The following is a 17,555-nucleotide window of genomic DNA, read 5'->3' as shown; positions in this document are numbered from 1 at the left end:
TATGGATGAGCGCGCCGACGTCATTCTTTTGATTGGACGCCCCCAGGCCCGCTCCTTAATCTATGCCTCGACCCTGTACGCCATGCAAGACGCAGGGAAGCCAGATCAGGAAGAGGAAGACAGCAGATGACGATTCGCAATATCCAGCATTTCTCCATGTCGGTCCCCGACCTCGCGATTGCGCGTGTGTTCTACGAGGACTTCGGCCTCGAGACCTTCGAGCGCGACGGCACGCTCGTATGCCGTTGCTACGGGCGCGATCAGGACCAGGTGATCCTGACCCAGGGGCCGCGCAAACGTCTGACCTATGTGAGCTACGGCACCGACGAGCAGTCGCTGCGCGAGATCCGCGCGAATCTCGAACGCGGCGGCGTCGAACTGCTCGACGCGCCGAAGAACGTGCCGGGCGAGGGCCTCTGGTTCCGCGACTTCGACGGCATGCTCACGAACGTCAAGGCGGCCGACGAAGCGCCGTGGGACACCGCGCCGCGCGTGACCTTCAACACGCTCGATAACCGCACGGCGCGCAAGGGCCGCACCGAGCTCATCGACGAGAAGCCGATCCGCCCGCGCCGCATGGGCCACGTCGTGCTGTTCTCCACCGATCCGAACCGCAAGGTCGCGTTCTACAACGAGATGTTCAACCTGCGCCTTTCGGACAGCGTGGCCTCGTTCCTGAACTTCCTGCACTCGCCGCACGGCTCGGACCATCACATCGTCGCGTTCGGCAAGTCGAGCACGTACGGCCTGCATCACGTGGGCTTCGACGTCGGCACGACCGACGAAGTGGGCGCGGCCGCGCGCCAGATGGTCAACAAAGGCTATATCCCCGGCTGGGGTCCGGGCCGTCACTTCGTGGGCTCGAACACGTTCGCCTATATCCGCGACCCGTGGAACAGCATGCACGAGTATTTCGCCGACATGGACTTCATCGCGCCAGGCGTCGAATGGGAAGCCCAGGACTGGCAGGAAGTGGGCACGCGCAGCATCTGGGGCGAGTCCGAGCCGCTCGACTTCCCGACCAACTTCGAAACGCCGGAACTGCGCTAAGGGCGCGGCGTGCATGCATCAAGCGTCCTATAGCGGGTCCTGTAGAGCGTCCAAAAGAGGAGACACAGTCATGGTTGCCGCGACGACACAGTTTCAGGAGCAGTTGTACATAGACGGCCAGTTCGTAGCCGCAACCGGCGGCGCCACGCAGCCGGTGATCAATCCGTCGAACGAGCAGGTGCTGGCGCACGTGGCCGCCGCGAGCGAGGCCGATGTCGATGCGGCGGTGCAGGCCGCGCAGCGCGCCTTCGATGGCGCGTGGGGCGCCGTGGACGGCGTGGGCCGCGCGCGGCTCCTCAATCGCCTCGCCGACCTCGTGGAGCGCGACGCGGACCTCATCGCGCGCCTCGAAAGCCTCGACAACGGCAAGATCCTCGGCATGGCGCGTCACGCCGACGTGGCCAACCTGATCCGCACGCTGCGCTATTTCGCGGGCTTTGCCGACAAGCTCGACGGCCGCAACATTTCGGTGCCCGACATGTTCGGCCGCCCGGTGCTCGCCTATACGGTGCGCGAGCCCCTGGGCGTGATCGGCGCGATCGGCGCCTATAACGCGCCGACGATGTACGTGGGCTGGAAAGCGGCCGCCGCGCTCGCCGCGGGCAATGCGGTGGTGCTCAAGCCCGCCGAGGAAGCGCCGCTTTCCACGCTGCATATCGCGCGTCTGTTCAACGAAGCCGGCTTTCCGGCCGGCGCGTTCAACGTCGTGCCGGGCGCGGGCCCCGTGGCCGGCATGGCGCTCGCGCGCCATCCGCTCGTGGCGAAACTGAGCTACACGGGCAGCGGCACGGTGGGACGCATTCTCGCGGCTGAAGCCGCGAAAACGCTCAAGCCGCTCACGCTCGAACTGGGCGGCAAGGCCGCGCAAATCGTGCTGCCAAGCGCGGATCTCGACACGGCCATCGGCACGCTCGCCATGGGCTTCCTCGCCAATCAAGGCCAGGTGTGCGCGGCGGGCACGCGCATTCTCGTGCACCGCTCGCGTGTTGCCGAAGTGGCCGAGCGCCTTGCTGCGATCGCGAGCGAGCAGGTGATCGGCGACGCGCTCGATCCGGCCACCACGCTCGGCCCCGTCATCAGCCAGCGCGCCGTGGACCGCATTCTCGGCTACTGCGGCGCTGGCCTCGAAGAAGGCGCGCAAAAACTCACGGGCGGCAAGCGCGTGGCGCGCAGCGGCTACTACGTCGAGCCGACCGTGTTCGTGGGCAACAACAGCATGCGTATCGCGCGCGAGGAAATCTTCGGGCCGGTGGCCTGCGTGATTCCCTTCGACGACGTGGACGAAGCCGTGGCCATTGCCAACGACAGCGACTATGGCCTGTCCGCCGGCGTATTCACGCGCGAACTGGCCGAGGGTCATCTCGTCGCGCGACGCCTGAAAACCGGTGCGGTATGGCTCAACGGCTTCGGGCTGATCGATCCGGCCATGCCTTGGGGCGGTGTGAAGGCCAGCGGCTATGGCCGCGAGAACGGCACCAACGCGCTGGAGGACGTCACGCACGAAAAGGTCGTGACCGCATTGCTTTAAGCGCACCGCACGAATAGCGGTTGCGAACGCGCCGCGCGCGAGAACCCCGCGCACGGCGCGCGAAACGTTTCGGGGCAGCCCGATCAAGCAAACTGGAGAAATACATGCAGGCGAAAGTTTCCATTCCGTCGGACGGCCTTCAACTCGCGGGCGTGCTGCGCGTACCCGAAGGCGCACGCGACCCGTTGCCGGCCGTGATCGTGAGCCATGGATTCGGCGGTAATAAGGATGGCGAAACACATGTGATCGAAGCCGAGCTCTATGAGAGCCTTGGCTACGTGGTGCTGAGCTTCGACATGCGCGGCTGCGGCGACAGCGAAGGCCAGCGCGGCCGCATTATCTGCCAGGACCAGGTGGCGGACATGCGCAACGTGGTGACGTGGCTCGCGGCACGCCCGGAAGTGAAGGGCGAGCGCATCCTGCTTTCGGGCCAGAGTTTCGGCGCGGCCATCAGCATTTTCGCGGGCGCCGTGGATGTGCGCGTGGCCGGTGTGGTGTCGATGGGCGGCTGGGGCGACGGCTTGCAGAAGTCGCGCGACCAGCATCCCACGCCCGAGGCCTGGGCGCGCTTCACCGAAACGATGGAGAAGGGCCAGCGCCACCGCGAGCAGACCGGCGAATCGCTCATGGTCAAGCGTTGGGACATCGTGCCGGTGCCCGAGCACATGCGCAACCATCTGCCGCCGGGCTCGATCATGGACTTCACGGCGGAAACGATGGCGAGCATTTGCAGCTTCCGGCCGATCGACGTGGTCGCGCAGTTCGCACCGCGCCCGCTCCTGCTGCTGCATTCGGCCAACGACAGCGTGACGCCCACGGCGCAGGCCATCGACGTGTTCAAGCACGCGGGCAAGGGCGCCGAGCTGATCCTGCTCACGGAAGTCGACCACTTCCCGTTCGCGGACGGCAGCACGCGTTTGCGCGAGATCCTGAAGGGCTGGCTCGACCGCTATTTCCCGCTCGCAGCTTGACAGGCGCGACGGACCGGCTTCGTGCCGGTCCCTGTTCCTCGTGGCAGCGGCAACGGGAGTCGAACTTCAGGCGATGCTTTCTTCCTGCTCCAGCGCGAACGTCGCGATGGGAGGCGTGAAGAACGAAGCGGGTACGAGGATCTTGCTTTCCTGATGCTGGATGAGCGGCAGGATCTGCGCGACATAGGCTGTCCAGCGCGGGTCCTGCTTCATGAGCGCGCGGCGTTGGGCGCGATCGTTGAGATCGTCGTACGCCCACATGTGAATGACCTGGTTGAGCGTGCCGAGTTCGGTGCTGTAGTAGCCGATGGGCCGGGGCAGGTATTCGAGCTGGATGCTCATGCCCTGCTGCGTGTAAAGCGAAAAGTATTTGCCGGTATTGCCGGGGTGCAGGGTGTAGGTTCGGTGTTCGATGATCATCGTCGTAGTCTCGCCTGAAGGCAGGTTGCAGTGGCCACGCGTCGCGCAAGCCGCTCCCGCTATGCTCGCCCGGCGCGCAACGCGAACGCTCGTATTGTTTGCCAGGCGGAAAGCGTTTTTGCTCAGGACCACGATTGACGATGCAACTTGAAGCGAGACTAGTCGCGCCCGCGGAAGCTGTGCAGCGACTCGCGAATGCGCCCCACCGTGTTGTGCAACTGGCGCGCGAGCAGTTCGATGCGCGGGCCCGACATGCGGCTGTCCACGGCGGCCACGCTCACGGCGGCAATGGGGTTGTCGAGCGTGTCGAGCACGGCCACGCCCACGGCGGTGGTGCCGAGCGTGACCTTGCTGCGGATGAGCGAGTAGCCATGCTTGCGGCAGGTGTCGATGGCGGCGCGCAGCGGCTTTTCCTGCAACGCCTTGTTGGCGGCGTGGCGGTGCGTGATCCAGGCGATGGTGTGCTCGCGCTCTTCCTCGGGAATCGCCGCGAGGATGGCGAGGCCGCCCGCGCCGAGCCCGAGCGGCCGGCGGCTGCCGACTTCGAGCGTGATGACGCGGATAGTGGAGGGGCCTTCGTACCGGTCCTCGCACACGGACTCGTTGCCACTGCGCACGGTGAGGTAGACCGTGTCCCCGATCTCTTCGGCGAGGCGCATGAGGATGGGGCGGCACGGTTCGCGCAGGTCGTAGATCTGCGTGGCGGCGAGGCCGAGTTCGAAGGCAAGCGGCCCGAGCACGTAGCGCTTGTTGGACTCGCGCTGCATGACCATGCGCTCGGCGATGAGGCGGCGCAAGAGGCGGTGCGCGGTGGAGTGCGGCAGCTTCGCGGCTTCCGAAATCTGCGTGAGCGCGAGGCCGTAACGGCCGGCGGTGGCGAGCAGACGCAGCATTTCCATGGTGCGCTCGACAGTGCCGGGCTCCGAAGTCTCCGATTTGGTCTTTTTGGATTGTGTGTTCATCAGATGGAAAGGCAGATATGAAGGTTGACGCCCAAGCGTAAATTTCACGGACTGGAGTTTAGCCAACTTTTCCAACCAGTGGAATTCTGAAAATGAAACTTGCCTCGCTGAAGAACGGCACCCGTGACGGTGCACTGATCGTCGTATCGCGTGACCTCTCGCGCGCCGTCGCCGCTGCTGACATTGCGCCGACGTTGCAGTCCGCCATCGAAAACTGGGAAACCGCCGAGCCGCGCCTGAAGGCGCTTTCGGACGCGCTGAACGCGGGCAACGCCGCGGGCGCGTTCGCATTCGATGCCGCGCAGTGCGCCTCGCCGCTGCCGCGCGCGTATCAGTGGCTCGACGGCAGCGCGTATCTGAGCCACGTGGAGCTCGTGCGCAAGGCGCGCGGCGCCGACATGCCCAAGTCGTTCCTTGAAGACCCGCTCATGTACCAGGGTTCTTCGGACTACTTCACAGGCCCGCTCGACCCGGTGATCGTGGCGAGCGAAGACTGGGGCGTGGACCTCGAAGCGGAAATCGCGATCATCACCGACGACGTGCCGATGCTCACCACGCCCGAAGAGGCGCGCAAGCACATCAAGCTGCTCATGCTGCTCAACGACACGTCGCTGCGCCACATCATCCCGCCTGAGCTGAACAAGGGTTTCGGCTTCCTGAACGGCAAGGGCGTGACGGCGTTTTCGCCGGTGGCCGTGACGCCGGACGAGCTGGGCGACGCATGGGACGGCGCGAAGGTCGCGCTGCCGCTCACGGTGCACGTGAACGACGAGAAGCTTGGCGAACCGCTCGCGAACGTGGACGTGTACTTCGACTTCCCGCGCCTGATTTCGCACGCCACGGCCACGCGCACGCTGGGCGCGGGCACGGTGATCGGCTCGGGCACGATTTCGAACCATGACCGCAGCCGCGGCTTCTGCTGCATTTCGGAAAAGCGCGCACTGGAAACCGTTGAGCACGGCAAGCCGATCACGCCGTTCTTCCACTTCGGCGACCGCGTGCGCGTGGAGATGTTCGACAAGGAAGGCGCGTCGATCTTCGGTGCGATCGACCAGCCGATCCAGAAGTACGCACGCTGACAAGCATGATCGCTTCGGCATGCAGATCAATGCATGCCGGGCAGAAGAGTAACAAGCCCACCTGAGATAACAGATGAGTGTACAGACCACGACGGAAAACCCTGGCTATATGAGCGGCTTCGGCAATCATTTTTCGACCGAGGCCCGGCCGGGCGCCTTGCCGCAAGGCAGAAATTCGCCGCAACGCGCGCCGCACGGTCTGTATGCGGAACTGCTCTCGGGTGCGGCCTTCACCGCGCCGCGCGTGGAAAACCGCCGGACGTGGCTGTATCGCCTGCTGCCTTCGGCCATGCACGGCGAGTACCGGCCGCTCGCGCACGCCACATGGGAATCGGGGCCCTTCAAGGAAGTCGATACGCCCGCGAACCGCTTTCGCTGGGACCCGTGGCCCGCGCCCGCGGCGCGCACCGACTTCGTGGACGGCATCGTGACGGTGGCCGGAAACGGCGACCCGGAAGAGCAGTCGGGCATTGCGGCGCACGTTTATCACGCGAACGCCTCGATGACCGACCGCTACTTGCTGAATGCGGACGGCGAAATGCTGATCGTGCCGCAAGCGGGCGCGCTCGTCATCAAGACGGAAATGGGCGTGCTCGACGTGGCGCCCGGCGAAATCGCGCTGATTCCGCGCGGCGTGCATTTCCGCGTGGAGTTGCGCGAGGCGCAGGCAAGCGGCTATCTCTGTGAGAACTACGGTGCGCCGTTCCGCTTGCCCGAACTGGGCCCGATCGGCTCGAACGGTCTTGCGAACCAGCGCGACTTCCTCACGCCCGTTGCCGCTTACGAAGAAGGCCCGCGCGACGTGACGGTGGTGCGCAAATTCCTCGGCAAGTTCTGGCAGGCGCGGCAGTCGCATTCGCCGCTCGACGTGGTCGCGTGGCACGGCAATCTCGCGCCGTGCAAGTACGACCTCGCGCGCTTCATGGCGATCGGCACGATCTCGTTCGATCACCCCGATCCGTCGATCTATACGGTGCTCACCGCGCCCTCGCTGCAAGCGGGCACGGCCGACTGCGACTTCGTGATCTTCCCGCCGCGCTGGCTCGTGGCCGAAGACACGTTCCGTCCGCCCTGGTTCCACCGCAACGTGATGAGCGAACTGATGGGCCTCGTGCGCGGCGTGTACGACGCCAAGGCCGAAGGCTTCGTGCCAGGCGGCGTGAGCCTGCACAACTGCATGATGCCGCACGGCCCCGACGTGACGACCTTCGAGAAAGCGAGCGCGGCCACGCTCGCGCCGCACAAGGTCGACAACACGCTCGCGTTCATGTTCGAGAGCCGCCGCGTGTTTCGCGTGACGCGCCGCGCGCTTGCGGCGGCGCATCGCCAGTCGGCATACGACACCGTATGGGATGGCTTTCGCGCGCCGCAAGCGGGCAACTGAAGGCCAACCGAAGGGCAACCGAAGCGACAGAACAGGCAACAACAGAAGGCAGAAGGAAATCATGGAGACATACGACGCAATCATCGCGGGCTACGGCCCCACCGGTGCGACGCTCGCCAACCTGCTCGGCACGATGGGCATGCGCGTGGCCGTGGTCGAACGCGAGAAGGCAATCTACGACAAGCCGCGCGCGATCACGGCCGACCACGAGGCGATGCGCGCATTCCAGGCCATCGGCCTCGCCGAACAGATCGAGGAAGGCACCTGCCCGCACCCCGGCACCGATTTCGTCGGCGTGAAGGGCGAGGTCATCAAGCGCTTCTATCCGATGCCCGCGCCCGGCCCGCTTGGCTGGGAGCCGACCTTCATGTTCTTTCAGCCGACGCTCGAAGCCATTCTGCGCGAGGGCGTGAAGCGCTTCGCCGCGGTGGACGTGATGCTGGAGCACGCGCTGCTCGACGTGCGGCAGGACGCCGAGGGCGTGGATGTGGCCGTGGCGGGCCCGGACGGCGCGCAAAAGACCTTGCGCGCGCGCTGGCTGCTCGCCTGCGACGGCGCGCGCAGTGTTGTGCGCACAACGATCGGTGCGCCGCTGCACGACCTGGCGTTCGACGAATGGTGGGTGGTGGTCGATGCGAACCTGCATGGCGATATCGAACTGCCCGAGCGCTGCGTGCAATACTGCCGTCCGTCGCGCCCCGGCACGTATATCGTGGGCCCGGAGCGCCTGCGCCGCTGGGAAATCAAGGTGATGCCCGGCGAAACGCCCGAGTCGTTCAACGATCCCGAGCATCTGGACCGCGTGCTCTCCACCTTCGTGGACACGAGCGGCGTGGACGTGCTGCGTGTGGCGATCTACCGCTTCCACGCGGTGGTGGCGGAGCAATGGCGCCAGGGCCGCGTGTTCCTGCTGGGCGACGCGGCGCACCAGATGCCGCCGTTCCTCGGCCAGGGGCTGTGCGCGGGCGTGCGCGACGCGTACAACCTCGCGTGGAAGCTCGACGCCGTGCGTCGCGGCAAGGCCGGCGACGCGCTGCTCGACAGCTACGGCGCGGAGCGCCGTCCGCATGTGCAGACCGTGGTCGAGCATGCGAAGTCGTTTGGGCTGATCATCGGCGAACTGGATGAGGCGGCTGCGCTCGAACGCGACCGCGTGCTCGGCGCGGCGCTGGCGGCCGGCACCGCGCCCACCGTGCGCCAGGCGTTCATTCCGGACCTGGCGGCGGGCCTGCTGCAAGGCGCGGGCGCAGGCGAACTGGGAGAGGGCGCAGGAACGTTGTTCCCGCAACCATGGGTGAACGGCGCGCAGATCGAACGAACGCGCCTGGACGAACGGGTGCGCGGTGACTTCTATGTGGTCTGCACCGATGCGGGCATAGCCGCGCAGGCGCGTGCGCAACTGGGCGAGACGCGCTGGCTGGAAGGCGCGGCCGTGGTCTGCCTGGGCGGGAATGGCGCGAGTGGTGCGAGCGGCGACACGCCCGGCGTGCTCTACTGCGAAGAAGAACGCGACACCGTGCGCCGCTGGCTCGCGGACCACAACGCCGTGGCGGCTATCGTGCGGCCGGACGGCTTTGCCTGGGGCAGCGCGCGCTCGGCGGCCGATCTGGGCGGCGCGCTTGCCGTGCTCGCGCAGGCGCTCGCAGCGGAACATGGCGCAAACGTGGCGGTCGCGGCCTGAGTGCGGGATTTGGGTTTATCACTATCTGGGCAAAACGGGCCGTTTTGAAAGTGCCCGTCGCCATACTGGAGGAACTTATCGTGTTGGATGTTGCGATCATTGGAGCGGGCATCGGCGGGTTGACCCTTGCGCTGCGGCTGCATCAGCAGGGCATGCGCGCGCGCGTGTACGAATCGACCTCGGAACTGCGCCCGCTTGGCGTGGGCATCGTGAGCCAGCCTTACGGCACGCGCGAGATCACCGAGCTTGGTCTGCTCGACGAACTCAATGCCATGACCGTTGATTCGGTCGAGTCGATCTATTACAACCAGTACGGCCAGGAGATTTACGGCGAGCGCTGCGGCACGCATATGGGCTACCCGCACGGGCAGCGCTTCGTGCATCGCGGTCTGCTGCAAATGTTGCTCTACAAAGCCGTGATCGAGCGGCTCGGGCCCGATTCCGTGGTGCTCGGCGCGCGTTGCGCGGGCTTCACGCAGGACGAGAGCGGCGTGACCGTGCGCTTTCGCGCGAACCCGAACGCGGCGGGCCCCGTGCCGGAGGAAGTGCGCGCGGACGTCGTGATCGGCGCGGACGGGATCAAGTCGGCAGTACGCGAGCAGTTGTATCCGCAATCGTCGAAGCCGCATTACTCGGGCATCACGCTCTGGCGCGGCGTCACGCTGATGAAGCCGTTCAAGTCGGGTGGCACGATCCTGCATATCGGCGCGCCGAGCCAGGGCAGCCTGATCGTCTATCCGATCGTGGACGACTATGAAGGCACGGGCCTCACGCTCACGAACTGGATCGTCGAGCAGAACGGCCGCGACGAAAGCGTGGAGGACTGGAACCAGAAAGCCGACGTGGCGGAAATTGCACACATGTTCGACGAGTGCAAGCTCGACTTCGTCGACGTGGGCGAGATGCTGCGCAACGCAAAGGAGGTTTACCTGTTCCCGCTCATCGACCACGATCCGCTCCAGCAATGGTCGTTCGATCGCGTGGCGCTGATGGGCGACGCCGCGCATGCCATGTACCCCCGCGGCGGCAATGGTGCATGCCAGGCGCTCGTGGACGCGCGCGTGATCGCCGAAAAGCTCGCGGCGTTCGCCGACCCGGCCGAGGCGCTCAAGCACTACGAAGCCGAGCGCCTGCCGATTGCGAACCGCATCGTAATGGCCAATCGCGGCGACGGTCCCGAAGTCGTGCGGCGCATCGTGGAGGATCGCACGGGCGGTGCGCGTTTCGACGATATCGAGAAGGTGCTGCCGTTTGCCGAGGCCGATGCGATCTTCAAGGAGTATCACCGCCTGGCGGGCATGAAGCGCCCGAACGAAAAGCCGGGCGAGGCGAGCGGCTTCCGCTCCGTTTTCTTCGAGGACGCCTGATTCTCCTGATCCGCAGGTGCAGGAAAGCAACGGCCGGAGTCCCCACGGGGCTCCGGCCGTTTTTTCTGGTTGCGGCGGCAACGATCTGGGCCTTTCCACTGGTGGACAGATCTGGTGTCATATTTAGGGTACTCACTAGTACCGTTTATGAGACCCGTATTCGACAATTCAATCGTCGATGAGTCGCATCATCGCGGACGGAACCGGGAAGCGAGCTGTCGCGGAGCCTTCCGCTAGCGCACGGGTTCCCACAACACGCGAATCACACAAAGCGCGCAATACATTCAATCAGTATGACGAAATAATGGAGTGGCCTCAGCGCACGCTCCCACTGGAGAAGAAAATGGAAGGGATCTTGCAGAACACGTGGTACATGGCGGGCTGGGAGCACGAACTGGCGCCGGGCAAGCTTGCGCGCCGCATCGCCGATATTCCTGTCGTCGTGTTCCGCAGCGAGAGCGGCAAACTCGGCGCCGTGCTCGACCGCTGCCCGCACCGTTTCGCGCCGCTTAGCATGGGCACGGTCGAAGGCGAGAATCTCGTCTGCCCGTACCACGGCCTCGGCTTCAACACCCAGGGCAAGTGCGTGGTCAATCCGTTCTCGGAAAAGATCCCGGCGGGCAGCACGATCCGCCACTTCAAGGTTGTCGCGAAAGACACGATCGTCTGGCTCTGGCTCGGCGACCAGGAGAAAGCCGACGAAGCGCTGATTCCCGATTACGCGTTCCTCAACGACACCTCGGCGAACCGCGTGGTGCGCGACTACATCCACATGGCGTCGCACTACGAATACATCACCGATAACCTGATGGACGCGAGCCATATCGAGTGGTGCCACCGTAATTCGTTCGGCGGCAACGGCCTCGTGCAACTCGGCCAGCATGCCGTGGTGCCCGAAGGCGAGGCGCTGTGGATCAACTGGTCGTTCCCCGACGTGCCGCAGCAGCCCATCCCCATCTACGAGACGATTCCCTGGGAGCGCGTGGACATGTGGATCGATACGCGCTGGAGCGCGCCGGCAAGCGTCGTGATGAAGATCGGCGAGACCCCGGTTGGCGCGCCGCGCGAACAGGGCCTGGAGCAGTTGCTCGCGCACATCGTCACGCCGGAAACGGCCACCACGTCGCACTACTTCTGGGGCGTGGCGCGCGGCATCAAGCTCGATTCGGTCGATGAGGACAAGCGCCTTTACGGCATGTTGCGCGGTGCATTTGAAGACGAGGATGGCCCGGTGATCGAAGCTGCCCAGCGTGCAGTAGGCACCGAGAACTTCTGGGATCTCAAGCCCGTTCACCTCGGTCCGGACATTGGCTCGACGCGCGTGCGGCGCATGCTCGAAACGATGATCCGCAAGGAGCAGGACGCAGCGGCAGCCGCCACGGTGTAATCAGTCGATTGGCATAACGAAATGAAAGGCGGGGCGTCAGTTACGGCGGCACCCCGGCCTTCCACCAGCAACACAGGCAACAACGAGGCGCGCGCGGTCATGGCCCAAATCACACTGGTTCTCAGAGATGGAAACACCCTGGACGTCCCCGGCAAGCCGGGCGACAACCTCATGAAGCTGATTCGCGACGGCGGCGGCTACGAACTGCTCGCGCTGTGCGGCGGCGGGTGCTCGTGCGCGACGTGCCACGTCTACGTGGACGAGCGCTACGCACACGACCTGCCCGCACCGAACGCGGAAGAGAACGATCTGCTCGACTGCTCGGGTCATCGCAAGCCGAATTCGCGCCTCTCGTGCCAGATCGCGTTTCACGACAGCATGGATGGCATGCGCGTCGAGATCGCGCCCGAAGAGTGAGGCGCGCGGCGATCATGGCGAATGCATCCACGGATTTTCATGACGTGCTCATCGTCGGCGCGGGCCACGCGGGCGCGCACTGTGCGGCGGCGCTACGTCAGTTCGGATTGACGGGCACGATTGGTCTCGTGAGCGACGAGGCGCATCTGCCCTATGAGCGCCCGCCGCTTTCGAAGGACTACCTGGGCGGCGCGAAAGCGTTCGAGCAGATGGGGCTGCAACCGGCGTCGTTCTGGCGTGACCGGAACATCGCCCTGCTCGGCGGCAGGCGTGTGACGAGCGTGGACGCGGCGCGCCATGTCGTGACGTGCGCGGACGGCGGCACGCTTGCTTATGGCAAGCTCGTTTGGGCCGCGGGCGGCCGTGCGCGCCGACTCTCGTGCGCCGGTGCGGACCTGCGCGGCCTGCACGTGATCCGCACGCGCGATGACGTCGACGGGCTGAAAGCCGAACTCGACGAGGCGCGGCGCGTGGTCGTGATCGGCGGCGGCTTTATCGGCCTCGAAGCGGCGGCGGCGCTGCGCAAGCAAGGCAAGGACGTGAGCGTGGTCGAGGCGTTCGAGCGCGTGCTCGCGAGAGTCACAGGGGAAACGCTCTCGGCGTTCATGCAGGACCAGCATCGCGCGTGCGGCGTGGAAATCTGCCTGGGCGCGAAGGTCGAAGCGCTTTCAGGGGAAGGCGGCCGCGTGAAGCGCGTCGAACTGCACGACGGGCGCAGCCTGCCCGCCGATCTCGTGATCGTTGGCATTGGCATCGAGCCGTGCGTCGAGCCGCTGCGCGCGGTGGGCATTGGCGGCCCGGCAGGCGTGGATGTCGATGCGCAATGCCGCACCGCGCTCGACGATGTCTACGCCATCGGCGATTGCGCGCGCCAGGCGAACGCGTTTGCCGGGCGTACCGCGCTGCGCATCGAAAGCGTGCAGAACGCCGTCGATCAGGCCACGCTTGTGGCGGGCGATATCGTCGGGCGGCCCGCGCCGAAGGCGGCGCCGCCGTGGTTCTGGTCCACGCAGTACGACATCCGCATCCAGATGGCTGGTCTTTCCGGCGGACACGACAAGGCCGTGGTGCGAGGCGATCCGGCCTCAGGTTCGTTTTCGGTGGCGTACCTGCGCGATGGCGCGCTGATTGCCATCGACTGCGTGAACGCGACGAAGGATTTCGTGCAGGGGCGCAGTGCGCTCGCCAAAGGGTTGCGGCCCGACTGCGCGGCGCTTGCCGACGCGAGTGTGCCGCTGTCGAGTCTTTCCTGATCCGGGAGACCCATGCGCGGCACGGCCACAGTACTATTTCGGATGACTGATTACAGCGTATCGACGAGGCGTGCGACCGCCTCGCGCGCCTTGTGCGCGACTTCGGCCATATCGGGCGTCTCGCGATAGCTGATGGCCGTGATCAGGTGCGTGCCGATCACGGCGCCGAACAGCATGTCCGCGGTGCGATCCACGTTCACGGGCGCAATGCGCTTGCGCTCGACGAGCGCCGCGATGCGCGATTCGAGCCACTGCTTGCTGCGGTTGATGCCCTGCTCGTAGTAATGCCGACGAATCTCGGGAAAGAGATTCGACTCGGCGATCACGAGGCGGCTCACGGTCACGTGGCGCTCGCTCAGCACATAGTGCGCGATGGCCGCGAGCGTGGCTTCGAGCACCTCCTGTGGGCCAGCCGTATCGTCCATCTCGTGTGCCGTGTCGGGAAACGACTCCACGTCGGCAACGAGCGCGCGAAAGAGGTCTTCCTTGGCCGGAAAGAGTTCGTAGAGCGTGCGCTTGGAGGTTTCGCACGCGCGCGCGATGTCGGCCATGCTGGTGGTGGCGTAGCCCGCCTGTTTGAAGAGGCTTTCCGCCACCTTGAGAATCTGTTCGCGGCGCAGCTCGCGCGAGATCGTGACGGGCCGTCCCCGGCCGCGTGCGGTGGGAGCGGAATCGGTGGGCGTAGTGGAATCCAATGGGCACCTTGATAGCGATGAAGCGTTCGCGCGGGAGACGGCGAACAGAGGAATACTATCAAAGATGCCGCGTGACAAGAATGAAAGCGAAGCCGGAAAGCGGACGTGCCACGCTCATGCGGCCGCGCGCGCGAGTGCGGTAAGCTGTGCCGCGTGATCCACACGGGAGCAGGGCAATGAACGAGCAAACGTGGCAAGCCGTTGACGACTGGTTCTGCGAGCGGCTGATCGGCCCCGACGACGCGCTGGACGGCGCACTGGCCGCAAGCGCGAAAGCGGGACTTCGGGCGATCAACGTCGCACCGAACCAGGGAAAGTTTCTGCATCTGCTCGCGCGCATCCAGGGCGCTCGACGCATCCTCGAAATCGGCGCGCTGGGGGGCTATAGCGCGATCTGGCTCGGGCGGGCGCTGCCCGAAGACGGCTCGCTCGTATCGCTCGAATTCAGTCCGGAGAACGCGGCGGTTGCGCGCGCAAACATCGCGCGCGCGGGGCTCGACGCCAAGGTGAAGGTCATGACCGGCCTCGCGCTCGATTCGCTCGATGCGCTCATCGCCGAAGGGGTGCCGCCGTTCGACTTCGTGTTCATCGATGCCGACAAGAGCAACAACGCGAACTACCTCGAACGCGTGCTGAAGCTGTCGCGGCCCGGCACGGTCATCGTGGCCGACAACGTGGTGCGCGAAGGGCGTGTGACCGATCCGGCGCATCACGAAGACGATGTGGTGGGTTTGCGGCGCTACTTCGAGATGCTGTCCGGCGACAAGCGGCTGGAGACCACGGCGGTACAAACGGTAGGCAGCAAGGGCTGGGACGGGTTTGCGATTACGGTGGTGGGAAGCTAGGCGGCAACGCATCGCACAAGCGCGCGGGCACGTATCAAGCGAAGAGGGCCTGGCAGTCATCCTGCCAGGCCCTCGTTCATGCCGCTATACGCGCATGGTGCGCGATCAGAAGTCCGTCGTCATCGAGAACAACACCGTACGCGGCGCGCCCATCGTCAGATAGCCGCCGTTGGTCGACGACCAGTAAGCCTTGTTCGCGAGGTTATACACGTTCGCGCGGAACGTGGTCGGGCGGCCAAACACGTTCGTCGAATAGCGCGCGCCGAGATCCACCGTGTCCCATGCCTTGATCGACATGGTGTTGGCGGCGTCGAAATACTGCGGACCCGTATGCGTCCAGCGCGCCGAGAGCGTGAGACCCTGAACCCAGGGCACGTCGTATTCGGCGCCCAGGTTGACGAGGAAGCTTGGCACGCCCACGGGCTTCTTGCCGTCGGTTGCGCCGCCGTCGGTGTCGAGCTGTTCGGCGTTGAGGTAGGTCGCGCCCGCGATCAGGCGCACGCCCTTGTAGACCTCGCCGAAGATCGACGCTTCCACACCGCGATGGCGCTCGTTGCCGTTGGCCACATACATGCCCGCGCCATTGGTGTACGTCTGCGGCTTTTCGAGCTGGAACAGCGCGAGCTGCGCGCCGTACTTGCCGTTGTCGTACTTCGCGCCCACTTCATACTGCTTCGTGCGCTCCGGCGCGAGCTGTTCGCCGTAGTTCAGCGAACCCTGAGGCGCGGTGCCGCCCGCCGAAAGCGACTCGCTGCGGTTCGCGTAGAGCGAAACGTTCTCCCACGGTTTGACGACGAGGCCGAACAGCGGCGTCGTGATTGAGTCGTTGTAGTTCGACGTTTGCAGCAGCGTCGACGACGAGTAGCCGTTGGAGAGAATCTCCTGGTGGCGCACGCCCACCGTGAACAGCACGCGGTCATGGAAGAAGCCGAGCGTGTCCGACGCGGAGAGGCTGCGCATCAGGTTGAGCGCCGTGATCGGCGGGTTGCCGTCCATGCCGGCCTGATACGCCGTGGCGGGATACGGCACCTGCACGGTGTTGTAGAGGCTGGTCGGGAAGGAGTTGGAGAGCGTCCAGCCCGATTGCGTCATCACGCGCACGATCGAGGCGCCCGCCGTCACGAAGTGGCTCACGGGGCCCGTGTCGAAGTGGCCGCGCACGCCTGCTTCCGCCGACGTCGCGCCTTCCTTGCGCACCACGCCAAGGCGCGAGCCCGTGGTGGTGTCGGCGTCGGTGTAGTAGGGCGAGAGGTATTCGCCGTGCTCGTTCGTGTGGCGCACGCCGCCCGTCACGTAGGCCGTCCAGCCGGGCAGGAAGTCGTACTCGGCCTTCAGGATGCCGACCGTGTCTTCGGCATTGCTGTACGACCAGGTCTGGGCGTAGTTGTAGCTTGCCGAGGGCACGCCCGGAATCTCGTCGCCCTTCACGTAGACGACCGGGCGGCCGTCCGAGACGCGCTGGCGCTGATAGAGGAAGTCGCCTTCGAGGCGCAGCTTGTCGCCGCGGTAATCGAGCGCCACGGCGGTCTGGTTGTTGCGGCGGTTTTCGCCGTCGATGCTCGTTTCGCCGTCGCGGTTCGCCTGGTTCACGCGAATGCCGAACTGGTCGTTGTCGCCGAAGCGGCGGCCCACGTCGATATGCGTGCCGAACTCGCCCGAGGCGCTGCCTTCGAGCGTCACGCGCGTGAGCGGCTTGTCGTCGGCGCGCTTGAGTTGCAGGTTCACGCTGCCGCCAATCGAGCTGCCGTTGGGCGACGCGCCGTTCAGGAACGCGCTCGCGCCCTTGAAGATGTCCACGCGTTCGAGCGCGGCCGTTTCCACGAGCTGGCGCGGCGTGATGCCGTAGAGGCCGTTCAGGGAGATGTCGTCGCTGTCGAGCGTGAAGCCGCGAATGACGTAGACCTCCTGGAAGTTGCCGTAGCCGTAGGCCGTGCGCACGGCGGGATCGTTCGACAGCACGTCGGCGACCGAGCGCGCCTGCTGGTCCTCGATCAGCTTCGCCGTGTAGGTCGTCATGCTGAACGGCACGTCGATGTTCTTCTGCGAGCCGAGCACGCCGAAGTCGCCGCCGCGCGCCACCTGGCCGCCGCCAAAGGTCGGTTGCAGGTCGCCCGGCAGGGTGTCCTGCGCGGCTTGCACCTTGACTGTGGGCAGCGTGGCGTTAGCGGTGTCGCCGCCGTTCGTCGCTGCCGCGGCCTGCGCGAACGCGACGGCGGGCAAGCTGAACGCGACGGCAATGGCGGCGAGGATCGAGGCGCGGGTGGCGGAGGCGGGGAAACGCGAAGGCGAATTGAAAGGCGTGTGCAAACGGGGTGCGGACATAAAAAAGTTCGAAGCGAAAGCTGGCACTGGCGGCCCGCGACGCCTTTGTGATGTCACGAGGCTCGGGGCAGATGGGTTGTGTTCGCCGCCGGGCGGGGCTTGCAGGAGCGCGCCGCGGCCGGGCCGGCAAAAGTATGCGGATTGTATTGCAAATGAGAATGCTTGTTATTTAAATCATGCTGTCAATAGGTGTA

15 protein-coding genes are annotated in these 17,555 nt (G+C 65.6%); 11 read left to right on the top strand and 4 right to left on the bottom strand.

What is annotated here, in order from left to right:
* The first annotated feature begins 126 nt into the window (after positions 1-126).
* From C7401_RS07265 to C7401_RS07255, 3 genes are all read left to right on the top strand, one after another.
* A complete protein-coding gene (locus tag C7401_RS07265) occupies positions 127-1,050 on the top strand; it encodes a VOC family protein (RefSeq protein ID WP_112170665.1) in 924 nt (307 codons plus the stop codon).
* 70 nt (positions 1,051-1,120) lie between these two features.
* Positions 1,121-2,578 (top strand): aldehyde dehydrogenase family protein, encoded by a 1,458-nt coding sequence (locus C7401_RS07260; RefSeq protein ID WP_112170664.1) that lies wholly within the window; start codon positions 1,121-1,123, stop codon positions 2,576-2,578.
* Positions 2,579-2,682: 104 nt separating this feature from the next.
* Positions 2,683-3,549: an alpha/beta hydrolase gene (locus tag C7401_RS07255; protein WP_112170663.1), complete on the top strand. Its 867-nt coding sequence runs from the start codon at positions 2,683-2,685 to the stop codon at positions 3,547-3,549.
* Between the two features lie 66 nt (positions 3,550-3,615).
* Here C7401_RS07255 and C7401_RS07250 read toward each other — a convergent pair whose 3' ends face one another.
* Together C7401_RS07250 and C7401_RS07245 are read right to left on the bottom strand one after the other, a co-directional pair.
* The gene (locus tag C7401_RS07250; RefSeq protein WP_112170662.1) at positions 3,616-3,969 is read right to left on the bottom strand and encodes an NIPSNAP family protein; all 354 of its coding nucleotides are present in this window, start codon (positions 3,967-3,969) and stop codon (positions 3,616-3,618) included.
* Between the two features lie 158 nt (positions 3,970-4,127).
* Positions 4,128-4,931 carry an IclR family transcriptional regulator gene (locus C7401_RS07245; RefSeq protein WP_112170661.1) on the bottom strand — a complete coding sequence of 268 codons (804 nt, stop codon included), beginning with the start codon at positions 4,929-4,931 and terminating at the stop codon, positions 4,128-4,130.
* A gap of 92 nt (positions 4,932-5,023) precedes the next feature.
* Between C7401_RS07245 and C7401_RS07240 the strand changes: the two genes are divergently transcribed.
* The 7 genes from C7401_RS07240 to C7401_RS07210 all read left to right on the top strand — a co-directional run bounded on the left by C7401_RS07240 (position 5,024) and on the right by C7401_RS07210 (position 13,499).
* Entirely contained in the window at positions 5,024-6,010 is a 987-nt protein-coding gene (locus C7401_RS07240; RefSeq protein ID WP_112170660.1) for a fumarylacetoacetate hydrolase family protein, read from the top strand.
* Positions 6,011-6,083: 73 nt separating this feature from the next.
* Positions 6,084-7,394: a homogentisate 1,2-dioxygenase gene (gene hmgA, locus C7401_RS07235; protein ID WP_112170659.1), complete on the top strand. Its 1,311-nt coding sequence runs from the start codon at positions 6,084-6,086 to the stop codon at positions 7,392-7,394.
* Between the two features lie 61 nt (positions 7,395-7,455).
* Positions 7,456-9,075: a bifunctional 3-(3-hydroxy-phenyl)propionate/3-hydroxycinnamic acid hydroxylase MhpA gene (mhpA, locus tag C7401_RS07230; RefSeq protein ID WP_181565515.1), complete on the top strand. Its 1,620-nt coding sequence runs from the start codon at positions 7,456-7,458 to the stop codon at positions 9,073-9,075.
* An 80-nt stretch (positions 9,076-9,155) separates the two neighbouring features.
* Positions 9,156-10,442, top strand: coding sequence for an FAD-dependent monooxygenase (locus C7401_RS07225; RefSeq protein WP_112170657.1), 1,287 nt, complete (start codon positions 9,156-9,158; stop codon positions 10,440-10,442).
* Between the two features lie 343 nt (positions 10,443-10,785).
* Positions 10,786-11,829, top strand: a complete 1,044-nt coding sequence (locus C7401_RS07220; protein ID WP_181565514.1) for a Rieske 2Fe-2S domain-containing protein — start codon at positions 10,786-10,788, stop codon at positions 11,827-11,829.
* 99 nt (positions 11,830-11,928) lie between these two features.
* Positions 11,929-12,246, top strand: a complete 318-nt coding sequence (locus C7401_RS07215; protein WP_112170655.1) for a 2Fe-2S iron-sulfur cluster-binding protein — start codon at positions 11,929-11,931, stop codon at positions 12,244-12,246.
* 14 nt (positions 12,247-12,260) lie between these two features.
* A complete protein-coding gene (locus tag C7401_RS07210) occupies positions 12,261-13,499 on the top strand; it encodes an NAD(P)/FAD-dependent oxidoreductase (protein WP_112170731.1) in 1,239 nt (412 codons plus the stop codon).
* 50 nt (positions 13,500-13,549) lie between these two features.
* Here C7401_RS07210 and C7401_RS07205 read toward each other — a convergent pair whose 3' ends face one another.
* On the bottom strand, positions 13,550-14,194 hold the full coding sequence (locus tag C7401_RS07205) for a TetR/AcrR family transcriptional regulator (RefSeq protein ID WP_181565513.1): 645 nt from the start codon (positions 14,192-14,194) through the stop codon (positions 13,550-13,552).
* A gap of 176 nt (positions 14,195-14,370) precedes the next feature.
* On the opposite strand from C7401_RS07205, the gene C7401_RS07200 reads away from it, so the two are divergent.
* Complete coding sequence (locus tag C7401_RS07200; protein ID WP_112170653.1) at positions 14,371-15,039, top strand: O-methyltransferase; 669 nt, start codon at positions 14,371-14,373, stop codon at positions 15,037-15,039.
* Between the two features lie 105 nt (positions 15,040-15,144).
* On the opposite strand, the gene C7401_RS07195 is transcribed toward C7401_RS07200, so the two are convergent.
* On the bottom strand, positions 15,145-17,361 hold the full coding sequence (locus C7401_RS07195; protein WP_112170652.1) for a TonB-dependent receptor: 2,217 nt from the start codon (positions 17,359-17,361) through the stop codon (positions 15,145-15,147).
* Between the last annotated feature and the right edge of the window lie 194 nt (positions 17,362-17,555).

The sequence above is a fragment of the Paraburkholderia unamae genome, from assembly GCF_003268775.1.
In the GTDB taxonomy this organism is placed as follows: domain Bacteria; phylum Pseudomonadota; class Gammaproteobacteria; order Burkholderiales; family Burkholderiaceae; genus Paraburkholderia; species Paraburkholderia unamae.
The sequence above is the reverse complement of the archived record's forward strand: the minus strand, read 5'-3'. Positions and strand labels throughout refer to the sequence as shown.